Source organism: Acinetobacter sp. P37 (assembly GCF_057480965.1).
The window spans coordinates 15,509-30,117 of record NZ_JBLIYY010000025.1 but is presented as its reverse complement, the minus strand read 5'-3'; the positions used below and the strand labels follow the sequence as shown (position 1 = coordinate 30,117).

Here is a 14,609-nt window from a genome sequence, read left to right as displayed (position 1 = left end):
CCAGCAAGCTAGGTCGGCTATATTACTCTTTATTTCTAAAGAGTCAACCAGTAATTCAAATTATTTTTAAACTTAAAAAATAAAACCCAACTTAACCAAGTCATTGTTTTATCAGAAGTTTTAATCTTCATCACCGCCGATGGATGTGCATTCTACAGCATTTCACATCCGTTGCAACACCCTTTTCCATTTATTTTTAATTTTTCATTACGTTTGTTTATTTATTCTACTAAATCAAGTTTTTTTACTTAAAAAAGTGCTTTTAGCGTACAGAAAGCATGCAATACGCCACAGGCACCCATAAGATAAACATTAAAATTGGCATAACACCGTGCACTTCTTCAGGTTTTCTATACAACCATTGAATAAATGGAATGGCGATACAAAATAATGTCGCCATGAATAGCACATCAACGAATCCACCTTTCAGCAGTAGCCACAGCCAAACTGGCACACTCATCATTAAGCCAATCATCAATAAAACACAGTATTCATATTTCCTGAGCTGTCAAAGTGTGAACTCTTGAATGATCCAGAAGCGTTCTGCAGATTCAAAATTTGATTTTAAGTCCATTTTGATCACGCCTAGATTGAATAAACTCAGTGCAATATAGATGGCACACATCAATTGGAATAATTGTGAAGCAGTGAAATCAAGGCTCATGATGTTCCAAGTATCCACCTGTGTGGCGAACCGATACAAAATCACAACCGCAGTAACTGATATACCGATACTGACAATACGATGGGTTAGAAATCTTTTATGAAATGCCTGACGAATAATGAGTTTATTTTGATTGAGCCAGAGTGGGCTATATTTCTGTATCAGAAATACGCTAGGTACTTGCAGCTTAATTGGTTTTGATTTCCTACCGAGCAGCCAAAATTTTATTGCCGCTATACAGATGAAAGTAGATAACAACACCGCAATGAGTTGAGCGTCCAATATCGCTAGGCTCAAAATGGGCAAATATGTCAAAAGACAGACTAAAACCCAATATTGATTCTGTTGTAAAAACAGCATTTGTATGATTAATAAATTAAAGATCTAAAGTAGCATCAATACACTGATGCCAATGGAAGCTAAGAATTCATACTCAACCCAAACATATAGAAGCGCTAAAATAAATGGCAGTATCAGCAAAAAGCTTAAACTGCCTAAAAATTTAATTTCCACTGCAAAGCGACTTTTAAGCGTGATGGGTAATAGCGCTAGATAGCGATACCCTTCTCCACCACTCAAAGCTTTACGCTGTATCGCACACCAAAATACATTTAAGGCAAGAAAGCCTGTCCAAATAAACACATTCGTGATTATTGATTTGCAATAAACCATATCAATAATGGGCTGCACTAAAGATAAGAGCAGTCCGAATAGCATTGGTCCGAGAATTAATGTGATTAAAATAAGTAAATGCTTTTGCCGTGCAACTGCGTCTGCTGTGGTTTTGACATAAAATGTCCATCGGTATTTCAAAAGCGTTTTTATGATTGTTCGCTGCCCAACATGTCTTTGTTTATTCATGCCGCCTGCTCATTGGACTTTAGCCGATCTAGCTCGATGATTTTTGCTGCAAGACTGTCTCTAAATACTGGATCATGGCAAGACAATAGAATCAATTTCGATTGGCTCTGCTGTAAAAGTATACTTGTTAATTCAGCCAAGGCGTTTTGATCTAAGCCATTGCTCGGTTCATCTAAAATCAGTAAAGGTGCCGAAGTCATTAAGGCTGCAACCAATAAAAACTTTTTGGTTGTACCAAAAGACATGTCAGCAAACGGCGTGGCTAAATAGTGTTCTAATTTAAATTTTTCAATGAAGATTTGATACTGCTCATGCGCTATCCCTCGAATATCACACATTAAATTCAGAAACTCCTGCCCTTGTAAAAAATCATAAATAGGGCTTTTATCTGGCACATAGGCCACAAGTTTCTCGTATTCATTGTTGTGAGGGGCATATGGCTGATCATTAATCAAAATGATGGTGGGTTATCTTTTCCCCGGTTTCAATCAGCCACTCATGCTGACCGGTGCTTTAAATAAACAAGCCGGTACACGTCTGGCTGAAACCACTAAATGGTGGGTAGATATCACTGAAGAACGCGGACTCGAACGTTTGCATGCAGGATTTACATCGACAATTTATGTGCGTTTTATTCACGCTTTGGTACGGCATCAACTCCAAAAAGGTAAAGGCTGGGATTTTGCAACGTGGGGGGTGCCGATCAATCAATTTGACTTGGCGATGACCAATCTTGCCTTTAGTAGTGTGGTACTTTTGGGCATTCGCGCTTTAGGAATTTTCCATCAAAACAAGAAACTGAAAGCTTTTTGCATTTTTGGCGCTATGTCGGCTGGTTGATGGGCATTGATGAAAAATGGTTAATTGAAAAAGAATCTGACGGTTGGAAACTGCTGTATTGGATGCAATTTGTACACCCTCAATCCGATGCAAGCAGTATGGCTCTCGGCGCCAGTCTCTCTAAGGAACACTTTGAACGACAGTACAAATACCTTCGACCACTTCAGCAAAAACTGGCTTATCGACAACATCTGGAGCTGACACAATTTTTTATTGGCAAAAAACGCATGCATAAATTAGGGCTCAAACCCCAATCCGCCGCATGGTTTGCCTATTATTTATTGGCTAGAAATCTCGTCCTGTATTCAGGTGCTAAGCATCTCCCAAGTTTAAATCAAAAATTACAGCAAAAAGGCCGTGCAATTCAAAAACTCGGTTTAGCACCGTATCAAAGTAAAGCCAAACAACTGGCAAGTATGCACCAATAAAAAAAGCAGAGCGATCGCTCTGCTTTTTGGATGACAAATATCAGAACTTAGAATTTCATCGAAATACGTGCCCAATAATTTCGGCCAATATTATTGAACTGTTCATCTGCCGCTAAGCCTGTACCGGCATCCCCCAACTTATTTAAATGTTCGGTGTAGGTTTTATTCAAGAGATTATCTACACCCACAGATACATCTACACCCTCATCAATATGATAAGTACCATTTAAAGAAAGCGTACCGAAGCCTGCACTTTTCTGTAGATCGTATCCCACAATATTACCTTGGTTTGGACTAATCCGATTTTGACCATCAACAACACGCCATAACGCACCCAAAGTATAATTATCCTGAATGTAACGTAAATTTACCCGAGCTTCTAAAGGTGAGATTTGTGGTAATGGCGTATTATCCGTGGTGTTTTCCCCCCACGCATACATTGCGCTGACATCTGCTTGGATCGCATCTGTAAATTGATAGCCAATCCCAGCTTCTGCACCTGCAATGGTTGCATCGATATTTCGACTATGCGCTTCCATACCTCCCATCATTCCTGTTCCAGGCTTATAACTCGTTAAAATATAATCATTCACCAAACCAGCATAAGCCGACACCCAAGAATTCAAAGCACCATGTTGATGTTGATAGCCCATATCTAACTGAAGCGTTTTTTCCGTATCAATATGATTGAATGTATTGATATCACCATTTCCTGATTTTGGGCTAAATAATTCCCAATAATCTGGCATGCGTTCCACATAGCCTAGACCGATATAGGTTTTACCATTGTCATGTTCAGGGTGTTTATTTTCAAAACGAATAAAAGCACTTGGCAATGTTTCATTCAGCTCCGTGTTATAGCCACTCGCTTTCGAAGCGGCACGCTCATCTTTCACTTGCACTTGATCAAGACGAAGACCTGAAACCAATTTATTGTTGTCACTCAATTGATAACTGACTTCTCCAAAACCGCCATAGGACTGAAATGCCATATCTTGCATTAAGGGCTTATTCATCGAAGGCATCATCTTCGACGTCATGCTGCCGGCATGTTTATTATTCTGCGTATCTAGTCCAGTAATGAACTGCAGCTTATCCCATTCATGTGTTACCGCCATACGTGCATTTAATGTACGGCGTGTTACCTGCATCGCCATTGGATTCGGCATCATCATAGTCATACCATGATGGGTCATTTCAGCTAAAGGTGGCTCACGCAAACTAAAGTTGTCCATGATATGGTCGTTATAACTATAGTTGACCTGTGCTTCGATTTTTTTAATCACCTCTGTGACATTCTTTTTCTCGACACGAAGGCCTAAGCTTTCACGGGCAAATTGCGAACCATCCATTGAACGGCCTGCGTATACCGCCTCACCATCGGCTTTACCTCCGGTAAGTTCTACCCATGTATCTTCATTTGGTGTCCAACCGAATGCCAAATCTGTATTCCAGCGCTCCCAGTCTGACGGCACAGTATTACCATCTCCATCTTGGTAGCTGTCTGCGACAGAACGACTGGCATTTAGACGGACATATTTATGTTCATCCCCCACAGCCGCTTCGACATTATGATCTAAACGACCATAAGAGCCGATCATCACACTGGCTTGACCACGGTAGTTTTTATCAGCATCGAACTGTTCCGGTTTGCGTTCAAACAAGACTGTTGCAGCAGAACCTGTATTGGCATATTGAACCGTTTGAGGTCCTTTAATTACTGAAATTCGGTCATAACTTTCAGGGGAAATATAAGAAGTTGGTGCATCCATTCGACTTGGACACGCCCCTAAATTTTCTGTGCCATCGGTCAATATTTTAATGCGTGAACCAAACATGCCACGAAACGTCACATCGCCATTGGTTCCTGCGCCACTTTTCACTGCACTAAAACCCACAATGCTTTTTAAATAATCTGCTCCATCACTGGCAGGTATCGGTTGAATCGGCTGTTTGGGATTGGCACGAACAATCAGGCCATTGGCATCATTCCCCTGATGTGATGTCACCACAATCGGTGCCAAAGTCTGTACCGCATTGGTTTCCGTCATCTCTACGGACATCTCGTCAGCCATCACAGAAGTTGAATAGCAGGCAACACAAATTGCAGCCGCAAGAGGCTGTAGAAAAAATTTAGGCTGAGCCATGTTTATCTCACAAAATACATAAATAAAGGCGTACCTGAGTCCTCAAAGACCCAAGTTTAAAAAACGTCGGATTTATGCAGCGAGTGGCGGAGCTCGACCTTGCGGAAGTAAAAAGAGTTGTTGAAGAACAAACCAGACATGCTTGAAAGCTTTTTGAAAAGCAATTAAACGAACTTGAATTCGATCAAGCACTTCTTTCACATCAAGTTCAGGGGGCAAAACCAAATTGCCATAGACCGTACAATACTGACATTGATGACTGGCATCATGTTCATGGGCAGTATGATCGACTTGAACTTGCTCAGCGTGAGGGGAAGATGAATGGTGTGAATGTGTGGTATGTTCAGCATGAACATTAGGAAGTAAAAGTGCACGCGTAATGGTTTCGCAGACCGGAGCAACTTGATATTGCTTGGGCAACAATGGCTGTAAAAAAACAGCAATCTGCAAAAAAACGGCTGCAAAGGACAGCAGCACTCCACTACGAAACAATACAGGCAAACCCTAACATTTGTCTGACCCAAGTATAACAAAGCCCAATCAAAATTGGGCTTGTCTCAGGTATTTTTTACCGCGATCAATTAACGCTTAACTGCGACTTTATCTTTTTGACGCTGGCGAACCAATTTTTCCACTTTGTCACGTGCACGTTGACGTTTCAAAGGCGATAGATAGTCGACGAATAACTTACCATTTAAGTGATCCATTTCATGTTGGATACAAACTGCGAGAAGTCCGTCCGCTTCCACTTCAAATGATTGACCTTCAAGGTTAATTGCCTGAATTTTTACACGTGACGGGCGCTCAACTTTATCGTATATTTGAGGCACTGATAAACAGCCTTCTTCATAGGGCTGCGTCTCTTGCGTCAATGGCGTAATTTTGGGGTTAATAAACACCATGGGTTGATCTTTTTCTTCAGATAAATCCATGACTATCAGCTGAATATGGTGATCTACCTGTGTTGCTGCCAGGCCAATTCCCGGTGCTTCATACATAGTTTCAAACATGTCGGCTGCTAACTGACGAATTTCATCAGTAACTTCTTCGACTGGTTTTGCAATGGTACGAAGACGGGGATCGGGGAAACTTAAAATAGGTAATAAGGCCATACGACGTCCTCACTTATGCCATTGATCAAAAAACAAAATGAAGGAATGCTTCATCAAAAAATTGTGTGTAATATCGTTATTATAACGCAGTTACATACATAATTTTAGGAATTATGATAATGAAAAAGGTTTTGAAGGGCATGCCAACTTTTAGTGCCTTGGGGTTTAAAAAACAATTATTGGCACTTACAGTCTGTGTAAGTGTGGGGATGGGAATGGTCAGTGTTGCAGAAGCTGCCCCTGCTCGTAACATCAATCCACCATCATTGAAGGCAGGTGCGCCTCAAGTTTATGTGGTGAAAAAAGGCGATACGTTATGGGATATTTCCAAGCGTTTCTTAAAAAATCCTGTGCGCTGGCCTGAAATCTGGGCGAGCAATAAACACGTGAAAAATCCGCACTGGATTTTCCCAGGTGACCGCCTATTAATGTGTACCTACAATGGCCGCCCAATCATCGGTAAAGATGAAGGTGATGGTTGTGAAGGCATTATTCGTCGCTATACTGGTGGCACTAAACTTCAACCACAAGTTCGTGTTGAGTCCCTCAACAGTGCGATTCCTGTTATTCCATTGGAATATATTAAGCAATGGCTTGAGCGCAGCATGATTGTTGCAGCTGATTCTGTGGAAGGCACACCTTACATTTTAGGTACAGCTGATCAACGTGTATTGGCAGCCAAAGGCCAAACAGTTTATGCACGCGGCCAAGGTATGCAAGTTGGTCAACGTTATGCTGTTTACCGTGAAGGCGAACCGTACATCTTTACCGATGCAAATGGCAAAAAATACAACGCAGGTTTAGAACTGACTCAAGTCGCTTCAGGTGTTGCCGTTCGTGGTGAAAATGACATTACCACTTTAGAACTAACCGATACTTATAATGCCGAAGTTCGTCGTGGCGATCGTGTTCTTCCTGAATATGACCCAATGCTGCCAACGCTGTTCTATCCAACCAATGCTGAAAATGTCACTGCTGGCGGAAGTGTAGTTCGTGTTATGGGCTCGATTGGTACTGCAGCAGTTCACAGTGTGGTGACGATTGACCGTGGTAGCTTACAAGGCGTTCAATCTGGTCAAGTCTTTAGCGTGAACCAAAAAGGTGAAATCGTGACTGATCCGAAAACCAAAGAACGTGTTCAACTTCCAGGACAACGTATTGGCAACATCATGGTATTCAAAACGTTTGATAACTTAAGCTATGCTTATGTACTTGAGAACGAATTACCAATCAAAGTGGGTGCAACGATTCAGCCACCACTGATGGATGACTAAGGCCAAATCCATAAAAATGAGGCTGTATTCAGCCTCATTTTTTTATTATCCAACAACGATATCACTAATAATTTTAACCCATAAAAAGAAGACATGTTCAAAGGTCTCATTATGCTCAACTCATTGACTGACTTGCATTTAGATTACATTCGCCTGTGGTTTGTGGTGCAACACTCACTTCGTAGTTTCTATAAAATTCAGCAGCACTATCCTGCTCTACACCACGCCCTTAAGCCTAATCAAATCACCACATGGCAAAAATTAGGACTGCATAAAAATCATTTAAAGCGCTTTGAGGAATTTCACAGCCCAAGTGGACAGCTTAACTTTGAAAAATGTCTCAAGGATATTGAACAATACAGTGACTTTGTACTGATTCCTGAAGACCTAAACTATCCACAACAGCTTTTACCTTATAGCGACAAGCCGCCGATTCTATTTGGGCAAGGTAATGCCCAAGCCTTGATGCAACCCCAAATTGCGATTGTTGGTAGCCGCAAACCCAGTCCCCAAGGTCGACAAATTGCCTATGATTTTGCTTATTATCTGAGTGAGCAAGGGTTCTATATCAATAGCGGTTTAGCCCAAGGAATTGATGAAGCGGCACATCGCGCTGCCATACAACACCACAGAACCATTGCCGTGATGGGTACAGGTTTAGATCAAACTTATCCGACCGCACATCAGAGTTTAAGACAAGAAATCATCCAACATGGGGGAACCGTAATCAGTGAGTTTCTTCCACACACTCCCCCATTGCAACACCATTTTCCACATCGAAATCGTATCGTGAGTGGGCTCAGTCTTGGTGTCATCGTGGCGGAGGCGGCATTAAAAAGTGGCTCACTGATCACGGCTCAACGCGCTGCCGAACAAGGCAAATCTATTTTTGCCATTCCAGGCCATATTTATAGTGAGTCGCATCAAGGTTGCCATCAACTCATACGCGAAGGTGCAATTTTGATTGATCATCCACAACAGGTCATTGAAGACTTGGCATTGGCTACACAATGGCAATCACAGGCTGCCGAAACCTTAACAACCACCGAAATAGAGCCCCCCAAAACAGCAACACCAGACACCCCTCCACCCAAACCTATACCAGAACATTTAATTGCGCTGTATCGGCAGCTTGATTGGGTCGGCCAAAGCCTTGATCAATTGTCCATTCAACTCAAAATTGATACCGCGACATTGACCAGTCAACTGATGGAATTAGAGTTAATGGGCTATGCCACACAACAAGCCGGACACTACCTACGTTGTCGAATGGGTAAATTAGGTTCACAATAGTCCTTTGTCGAATCAGATAAGGTCTATAGAAATGATTACCACCTCTGTTGCAGAAGCAGCTTCCTGTCTTAAAAAAGGTCAGCTTCTCGCATATCCTACAGAGGCTGTTTGGGGATTGGGCTGTGATCCCTACAATGAGCAAGCCTTTCTTGAAATTTTGCGCTTAAAACAACGTCCCATTGAAAAAGGTGTGATTTTGTTGGCGGCCAATGTCGCTCAAGTTGAACACCTGCTTCAAGGCTTAACAGATGATATGCGTCAGCAGGTCATTGCGACATGGACCAACCGTAAACCCAATGAACGTGCAACTACATGGTTATTACCGGCTGGCGACCATATTCCAACATGGATTAAAGGCAATCATCCAAAAGTCGCAGTCCGTGTGACTACCCACTCTTTATGTGTGGCTTTATGCCAAGCTTTTAATGGCTTTATTGTGTCTACTAGTGCCAATCCTGCGGGATTAACCCCTGCACGTTCCTTACAAGAAGCCAATCAGTATTTTGCCAATGAACTAAATTACTTAAATGGTGATCTCGGCCTAAGCCAAGAACCAAGCAAAATTATTGATGCTGAAACAGGTGAAATCATCCGCGCATAAGCTCGGATGCCTGTCTATACCTGCCTTTTAGAAAATACAAACAAAAAAAAGCTCAGCCATATAGGGATGGCTGAGCATAAAAAAGGATGTGTATAAAATCACATCCAGAGGGTCTTGCAATCTCTGGGTAAATATCAAGTAATTATTAAGAATTACTTCATCATTTACGATGAAAGTATTATGTAGTATTTTTTTAAATTTAACAAATAGATTTTTTATATAAATAAAACTACTGATAAGCACTTTATTTGTGATTTTATAACTACTTAGTCAAAATATGTATCTATTTTTGATTGATTTTTAAGACGAGCATTTGTTTTTTTAATTCAGTTTTACACTCAAAAATCCAATTTCAAAAGATTTGCTCTATAAAAAAATAAGTTTGTTTGCTTGTTTTTTAATCAATACTTCTCGTAAATTTTCAACTTTTTTACTAGATTTACTTACGCTGTGCCAAGATCACCCCAGTAATCGCCATCACTGTGCCGACGCTATGATAAAACATCCACTGCTCAGCCAACCAGAAATAGGCAATAATCGCGGTAAATACCGGCATCAAATTCATAAAAATACTGGTGCGATTCGGCCCGAGATGTTGCACAGCCAACATCCATACCAACGGTGCAATCAATGATGGAAAAATTGCCGCATAAAATACACTTGGCGCATTCGCAGGATTAATCGCGTCAATGCCTAAATACAACACGAATGGCAAGTGATATAAAACGGCAAAGAAAATTTGTACATATAAGCTCAACAGTAGCGGAAGTTTCAATTGCCATTTTTTTAAAAACACCCCATAAAAGGCATAAAAGAACACTGCGAAGATCATGAGGATATCGCCGAAATGTCCGCCCATATTCAGTAATTGACTGAAATCTCCTTGCGCGATGACAAACAATAGCCCCGTAAATGAAATCGCACAGCCCAAGATGGCATAGCGATTAGGCACATCTTTCAGTATGAAAAATGCAACGGCAATCGTAAAAACAGGGATAAAGGCATTGATGATGCCCATATTGGTCGCCGTCGTATAATGCGCAGCGGTATAGCCCAAACCTTGATATAACACCATGCCAAAAGCACTCAGCACAGCCAATTGCTGCCAATGCTGCTTGATCAGCTGTCTTTGCTGCCAAACGGTTTTCAGCATAAAGGGGGTTAAAATCAAAAATGTAATAAACCATCGATAAAAACTAATACTAACTGGTGAAATATAATCAGTCACATAGCGGGTGACGGTAATATTCAACGACCATATAAATACCGCGATCAGAGGCAAACAAATTGCAAATTTCGCCCACCGCGCTTGAAGCAACATGTCTGACTCCTCAATATATTGTGCAAAGATTGGTCTAGGTATTTTGAGTGATGTCTGTTTTAATTGAAATACATGATTTCAGACATTTATATTGTAGTTCAGACATCGACACCTAGGCATATATGACATCAGCACCGATTGAACAACAAATCGAGCTTTTTGAAGCGCACTACACCACATTAGATGCTGTCTATCCGCATAGTTGTCTTTGGGGTGATTTTAATTTTTGTCTCGATGGTATTTTCGAATATGAAATACAAGGGCAACATCATCTCTCACCTGCCAGTTATGGGGTGTGGATTCCCCCACAGACAGAACATTGCTCAGTCGCGATTGATGAGCAACCCATTCATTATGTGGCAATCCGACTAGCACCTGATCTCTGCATAAATTTCCCCAAGCAGACTGAAGTATTTAGCATCCAGCCTTTCTTTCGTTTATTGGTGCAAGAAATTTTGGCCTTTCCTACAGAGCAACATACCACACCACCCTATCGACACCTGCTACAGGTCTTATTCGACCAGTTAAAAACTGCGCCCAAACATCAACATTATTTACCGCAAAGCCATGATGCTGTGTTAAAGCCGATCTTGGCGCAGCTTGCAGATGTAGATCATTTTAGTTTGAGCCTACAACGATGCTTATCCAATGTCGGTTTGAGTGAGCGTCAGTTATTGCGGCTGAGTCAGAACGAACTGCAAATGAGCCTTTCTGAATGGCGAAACCGTGCAAAAATTATTTATGCCATTCAACAACTCCGTGCTGGTCAGTCTATTAAAGCTCTCAGCTATGAATTGGGCTATCAACACAGTTCAAGCTTTATTGAGTTTTTTAAACGCTATACAGGAAAAACCCCGAACCAACATCGTGCCTCAAGTTAAATACAAAGCAATAAACCAAGCATCAGCTCGAATTCTGCAAACTACTACAAAAATTATGCGAAAAGCCTATCGATAAAAGCTTGCTGTTCACCAGATTTCCCTTTAAAACAAGGATGAAAGGCACAACTTTAATTAGGAACGAATATGTCAGCTTCAGTTTACGATATCCCAGTAAAAACCATCCAAGGTGATGACACCACACTCAATCAATACCAAGGCAAGGTTTTATTATTGGTCAATGTAGCCTCTAAATGTGGGCTAACACCGCAATATGAAGGCCTAGAAAAACTTTATACAGAGAAGAAATCACAAGGTTTTGAAGTCTTAGGTTTTCCTGCCAATAACTTTTTAGAACAAGAACCTGGTTCTGAAGCTGAAATTCAAGAATTTTGCTCGATCAACTACAAGGTTGATTTCCCACTTTTTGCAAAAATTTCTGTGGCAGGCGCGGATAAACACCCACTTTATCAAACCTTAACCCAAGCCATTCCTGAACGCATTGGTGAAGGCCCATGGTGGGATGATTTAGTTGAATACGGTTTAACACCAAATCCAAAGCCTGAAGTGCTCTGGAACTTTGAAAAATTCCTCGTGAATAAACAAGGCGAAGTTGTGGCTCGATTTGCGCCTGATATCAAGGCAGATGATGCTCGTATTGTCGATGCCATTAACGCTGAGTTAGCCAAATAATTCGACAATTTTTCAGTCTCTCAGTTAAGATTGTTGTGATTTTAACTGAGATTGATCATTTTAAATTATCATATAATGATAATTTACACATTTTATCCATTGCTTTAATATTTCACATACACATTGTTCAAAGCTTCCCTGTAAATACTCATTATGATGAGTCTTATCAATTCACATCCAGCAGTAAACAGGTGAACTTATGAATACATTAATGAAAGCTATCGTTTTATCTATTTTTTGACAGCACTTGTTGCTGCTCCAGCAATGGCTGCACGGCAAAAAACTCAAAAGACGAAAACCCAACAGCACACTAAACAATACACACGGGTAAAAACCAAAGCCAGAACAAGAAAAAAGCCGTAAATCCTTCACATGATTGGCGTTCTGGACAAAAAGTACCTTCTGAATACCGTGGTCATCGCTACAAAGGTGACCACACCAAATACAAAAAATTATCTAAACCAGGCAAAAACCAACAATGGATTAAAGTGAATGGCGACTACATTTTAATGAATGCCATCAGTCACGCCATGATCAAAATCATTGCGGGTTAAACCCACCAAAACATCAAAAGAGGGCAAATGCCCTCTTTTTTTTGTTCAAGCGATTATTTTGTTATTGCTTTGCAACAATCTATTTTTAATCCACATTCTGCCCCTATATTCAAAGCATAGACTTAACACATAGTGATGATTGAATGAAAAAGCTTGTGCAGAATGCCCTTCTCCCTTTTGCCATTTTTAGTGGTGTTTTGGTGTTGATTGGCTGTGAACCTGCCACAGCACCGCAACAGGAACAAGAAATCGCAGCAGAAAATGATCGCTCTGCAACAACATCAACAAACGAAGATCAATCCGCAACACAAAGTCAGGCGACCGATCAAAGCCAATTAAAAAGTGGCCATATGTTTTATATCGTTCGCGATGTTGCGGATATGCAACTTAAAGCCGGCAATTATGTTGAACAACTCAAACAAACGCAGGTCGATTTAGAAGCCGCAATCAGCAACCAAGATCATCTCCAATTGCAAAAAGCGGCAACCCAGCTGCAACAGCAGCTCAAAGGTTTCAATCAAGCTTTGAATGATTTAAATCTAAAAAGCACTGAAATTAATGATATTCGCAGCAATCTACAGGCAGCGAATCAGCAAGTGTTGGCCTCACCTTTTCTCAATGGACAAGTCGATTTAAGCAAAGTTGATTTTCAGAAAATCCAAAATCAAATGGGAAATATTCAAGCGGAAATGCTGAAATTGGCAGGTATGTTGATCCAAGACCAAGCAGCTAAAAGCTCATCTAATGCAACCACTAAAACTGAATAAGTAGCGAAATTTAGTATTTCCATTGCATTCCACCTGTTGTAAATCAAAAAAGCGTTAGACCTTGAGCTAACGCTTTTTTCTTACAGTTCCGCTATAGAACACGACTGTTTTTCCTTTTAGATTAATGCTAAATAATAAAGCCAATGATGGAACAGTTATGTCAAACGCTGTGATTTATAACATTACACCCATTACCTTTCGTTTAGATTTAAAAGATCCTTTCTTATTTACTGCTCATCATATCGATCATTTTCCTGCTGCAAATGCAGACATGGGGCCAAAAACAGCCGCAGAGAATGATGAATTCAATATGTACTATGGCGATGTGGTTCCAGGTTTCCCAGAGCATCCACACACTGGCTTTGAAACCATTACCTTGGTTGAACAAGGCTATGTCGATCACTTTGACTCATTAGGCAATGGCGGACGCTATGCTGCGGGTGATGTGCAATGGCTGTCTACAGGCAATGGCGTTGAACACTGTGAAATGTTCCCCCTACTGCATGAAGATAAAGCCAATCCTTTTGAACTTTTCCAAATTTGGTTTAATTCATCAGCTGAACAGAAAACCCATGATGCTGACTATAAAATGTTTTGGCGTGAAGAGATTCCTCACGTCTTTGAAACGGATAATGAAGGAAAAAAATCGGATATTCGCGTGATTTCAGGGCAGTTCAAATCCACTGATGCTATTTCCCGACCGCCACACTCATGGGCGGCTGCCGCAGAAAATAAGGTCAACATTTATTTAATCACCATGCAAGCAGGTGCAGAGTTGGTGATTCCCGCAACAACAAGTAGCTCCAACCGTTTTGCTTATTTCTATCAAGGCAATACATTAGAAATAGAAGGTCAAACCATTCAGATGAAGCATTTGGTTGAACTCCAATCAGATGCCGACGTCCATCTCAAAGCAGGTGGATTAGAAGCACGGATTCTGTGGTTAGAAGGTGAACCGATTAATGAACCCGTGGCGATGCGCGGTCCATTTGTGCTCAATACCACGGAAGAACTCGATGCGGCTTTTAAACGCTATCGTGAAACCCATTTTGGAGATTGGCCTTGGCCAACACCTGCACCGGTCTTCAAACGTGATCAGGCTCGATTTGCCAGTTATGAAGGCGGTAAACGTGTAGAGCACCCAGAGCAGGAAAGCTCACAAGCGTCTTAAAGTTC

16 protein-coding genes and 1 pseudogene are annotated in these 14,609 nt (G+C 41.1%); 9 read left to right on the top strand and 8 right to left on the bottom strand.

The features are described 5' to 3' along the window. Nucleotides 1-262: 262 nt before the first annotated feature. The 4 genes from AC25JC_RS16230 to AC25JC_RS16215 all read right to left on the bottom strand — a co-directional run bounded on the left by AC25JC_RS16230 (nt 263) and on the right by AC25JC_RS16215 (nt 1,920). Nucleotides 263-463 (bottom strand): hypothetical protein, encoded by a 201-nt coding sequence (locus AC25JC_RS16230; protein ID WP_180116364.1) that lies wholly within the window; start codon nt 461-463, stop codon nt 263-265. 45 nt (nt 464-508) lie between these two features. Further along, entirely contained in the window at nt 509-946 is a 438-nt protein-coding gene (locus AC25JC_RS16225) for a hypothetical protein (protein WP_486924444.1), read from the bottom strand. 102 nt (nt 947-1,048) lie between these two features. Continuing rightward, nucleotides 1,049-1,525: a hypothetical protein gene (locus AC25JC_RS16220; protein WP_486924443.1), complete on the bottom strand. Its 477-nt coding sequence runs from the start codon at nt 1,523-1,525 to the stop codon at nt 1,049-1,051. Continuing rightward, complete coding sequence (locus AC25JC_RS16215; protein ID WP_180116362.1) at nt 1,522-1,920, bottom strand: AAA family ATPase; 399 nt, start codon at nt 1,918-1,920, stop codon at nt 1,522-1,524. The genes AC25JC_RS16220 and AC25JC_RS16215 overlap by 4 nt, the downstream gene beginning before the upstream one ends. A 55-nt stretch (nt 1,921-1,975) precedes the next feature. On the opposite strand from AC25JC_RS16215, the pseudogene AC25JC_RS16210 reads away from it, so the two are divergent. Continuing rightward, nucleotides 1,976-2,793, top strand: a pseudogene (locus tag AC25JC_RS16210) (oxygenase MpaB family protein); the annotation flags it as partial. Between the two features lie 47 nt (nt 2,794-2,840). On the opposite strand, the gene AC25JC_RS16205 reads toward AC25JC_RS16210, so the two are convergent. The 3 genes from AC25JC_RS16205 to def all read right to left on the bottom strand — a co-directional run bounded on the left by AC25JC_RS16205 (nt 2,841) and on the right by def (nt 6,052). Beyond that, entirely contained in the window at nt 2,841-4,868 is a 2,028-nt protein-coding gene (locus AC25JC_RS16205) for a TonB-dependent copper receptor (RefSeq protein ID WP_373685882.1), read from the bottom strand. Nucleotides 4,869-5,012: 144 nt separating this feature from the next. Further along, a complete protein-coding gene (locus tag AC25JC_RS16200; protein ID WP_180116360.1) occupies nt 5,013-5,432 on the bottom strand; it encodes a DUF2946 family protein in 420 nt (139 codons plus the stop codon). An 89-nt stretch (nt 5,433-5,521) separates the two neighbouring features. After that, nucleotides 5,522-6,052: a peptide deformylase gene (gene def, locus AC25JC_RS16195; RefSeq protein WP_078191459.1), complete on the bottom strand. Its 531-nt coding sequence runs from the start codon at nt 6,050-6,052 to the stop codon at nt 5,522-5,524. Nucleotides 6,053-6,171: 119 nt separating this feature from the next. Between def and AC25JC_RS16190 the strand changes: the two genes are divergently transcribed. The 3 genes from AC25JC_RS16190 to tsaC all read left to right on the top strand — a co-directional run bounded on the left by AC25JC_RS16190 (nt 6,172) and on the right by tsaC (nt 9,220). Then, nucleotides 6,172-7,326 (top strand): LysM peptidoglycan-binding domain-containing protein, encoded by a 1,155-nt coding sequence (locus tag AC25JC_RS16190; RefSeq protein ID WP_180116359.1) that lies wholly within the window; start codon nt 6,172-6,174, stop codon nt 7,324-7,326. A gap of 111 nt (nt 7,327-7,437) precedes the next feature. Further along, a complete protein-coding gene (gene dprA / locus AC25JC_RS16185; protein WP_486924442.1) occupies nt 7,438-8,619 on the top strand; it encodes a DNA-processing protein DprA in 1,182 nt (393 codons plus the stop codon). Nucleotides 8,620-8,650: 31 nt separating this feature from the next. Continuing rightward, nucleotides 8,651-9,220, top strand: coding sequence for an L-threonylcarbamoyladenylate synthase type 1 TsaC (gene tsaC / locus AC25JC_RS16180; RefSeq protein WP_486924441.1), 570 nt, complete (start codon nt 8,651-8,653; stop codon nt 9,218-9,220). A gap of 439 nt (nt 9,221-9,659) precedes the next feature. Here the strand turns inward: tsaC and AC25JC_RS16175 are convergent, their stop codons facing one another. Next, nucleotides 9,660-10,541 (bottom strand): DMT family transporter, encoded by an 882-nt coding sequence (locus AC25JC_RS16175; protein ID WP_486924440.1) that lies wholly within the window; start codon nt 10,539-10,541, stop codon nt 9,660-9,662. Between the two features lie 122 nt (nt 10,542-10,663). On the opposite strand from AC25JC_RS16175, the gene AC25JC_RS16170 reads away from it, so the two are divergent. The 5 genes from AC25JC_RS16170 to AC25JC_RS16150 all read left to right on the top strand — a co-directional run bounded on the left by AC25JC_RS16170 (nt 10,664) and on the right by AC25JC_RS16150 (nt 14,604). After that, complete coding sequence (locus AC25JC_RS16170; protein ID WP_486924439.1) at nt 10,664-11,422, top strand: AraC family transcriptional regulator; 759 nt, start codon at nt 10,664-10,666, stop codon at nt 11,420-11,422. Nucleotides 11,423-11,566: 144 nt separating this feature from the next. Continuing rightward, a complete protein-coding gene (locus AC25JC_RS16165) occupies nt 11,567-12,112 on the top strand; it encodes a glutathione peroxidase (RefSeq protein WP_111885877.1) in 546 nt (181 codons plus the stop codon). A gap of 317 nt (nt 12,113-12,429) precedes the next feature. Beyond that, the gene (locus tag AC25JC_RS16160) at nt 12,430-12,666 is read left to right on the top strand and encodes an RcnB family protein (RefSeq protein WP_180085713.1); all 237 of its coding nucleotides are present in this window, start codon (nt 12,430-12,432) and stop codon (nt 12,664-12,666) included. A gap of 143 nt (nt 12,667-12,809) precedes the next feature. Beyond that, a complete protein-coding gene (locus AC25JC_RS16155; protein WP_486924438.1) occupies nt 12,810-13,433 on the top strand; it encodes a hypothetical protein in 624 nt (207 codons plus the stop codon). Between the two features lie 157 nt (nt 13,434-13,590). Beyond that, nucleotides 13,591-14,604, top strand: a complete 1,014-nt coding sequence (locus tag AC25JC_RS16150) for a pirin family protein (protein ID WP_486924437.1) — start codon at nt 13,591-13,593, stop codon at nt 14,602-14,604. The last annotated feature ends 5 nt before the right edge of the window (nt 14,605-14,609 follow it).

What these genes read in the sequence shown, in the direction of transcription:
- AC25JC_RS16175 (WP_486924440.1), bottom strand. Translation starts at nt 10,541, where the DNA reads ATGTTGCTTCAAGCGCGGTGGGCGAAATTTGCAATTTGTTTGCCTCTG.
- dprA (WP_486924442.1), top strand. Translation starts at nt 7,438, where the DNA reads ATGCTCAACTCATTGACTGACTTGCATTTAGATTACATTCGCCTGTGG.
- AC25JC_RS16170 (WP_486924439.1), top strand. Translation starts at nt 10,664, where the DNA reads ATGACATCAGCACCGATTGAACAACAAATCGAGCTTTTTGAAGCGCAC.
- AC25JC_RS16165 (WP_111885877.1), top strand. Translation starts at nt 11,567, where the DNA reads ATGTCAGCTTCAGTTTACGATATCCCAGTAAAAACCATCCAAGGTGAT.
- AC25JC_RS16205 (WP_373685882.1), bottom strand. Translation starts at nt 4,868, where the DNA reads ATGGCTGACGAGATGTCCGTAGAGATGACGGAAACCAATGCGGTACAG.
- tsaC (WP_486924441.1), top strand. Translation starts at nt 8,651, where the DNA reads ATGATTACCACCTCTGTTGCAGAAGCAGCTTCCTGTCTTAAAAAAGGT.
- AC25JC_RS16150 (WP_486924437.1), top strand. Translation starts at nt 13,591, where the DNA reads ATGTCAAACGCTGTGATTTATAACATTACACCCATTACCTTTCGTTTA.
- AC25JC_RS16155 (WP_486924438.1), top strand. Translation starts at nt 12,810, where the DNA reads ATGAAAAAGCTTGTGCAGAATGCCCTTCTCCCTTTTGCCATTTTTAGT.
- AC25JC_RS16220 (WP_486924443.1), bottom strand. Translation starts at nt 1,525, where the DNA reads ATGAATAAACAAAGACATGTTGGGCAGCGAACAATCATAAAAACGCTT.
- AC25JC_RS16230 (WP_180116364.1), bottom strand. Translation starts at nt 463, where the DNA reads ATGATGAGTGTGCCAGTTTGGCTGTGGCTACTGCTGAAAGGTGGATTC.
- AC25JC_RS16190 (WP_180116359.1), top strand. Translation starts at nt 6,172, where the DNA reads ATGAAAAAGGTTTTGAAGGGCATGCCAACTTTTAGTGCCTTGGGGTTT.
- def (WP_078191459.1), bottom strand. Translation starts at nt 6,052, where the DNA reads ATGGCCTTATTACCTATTTTAAGTTTCCCCGATCCCCGTCTTCGTACC.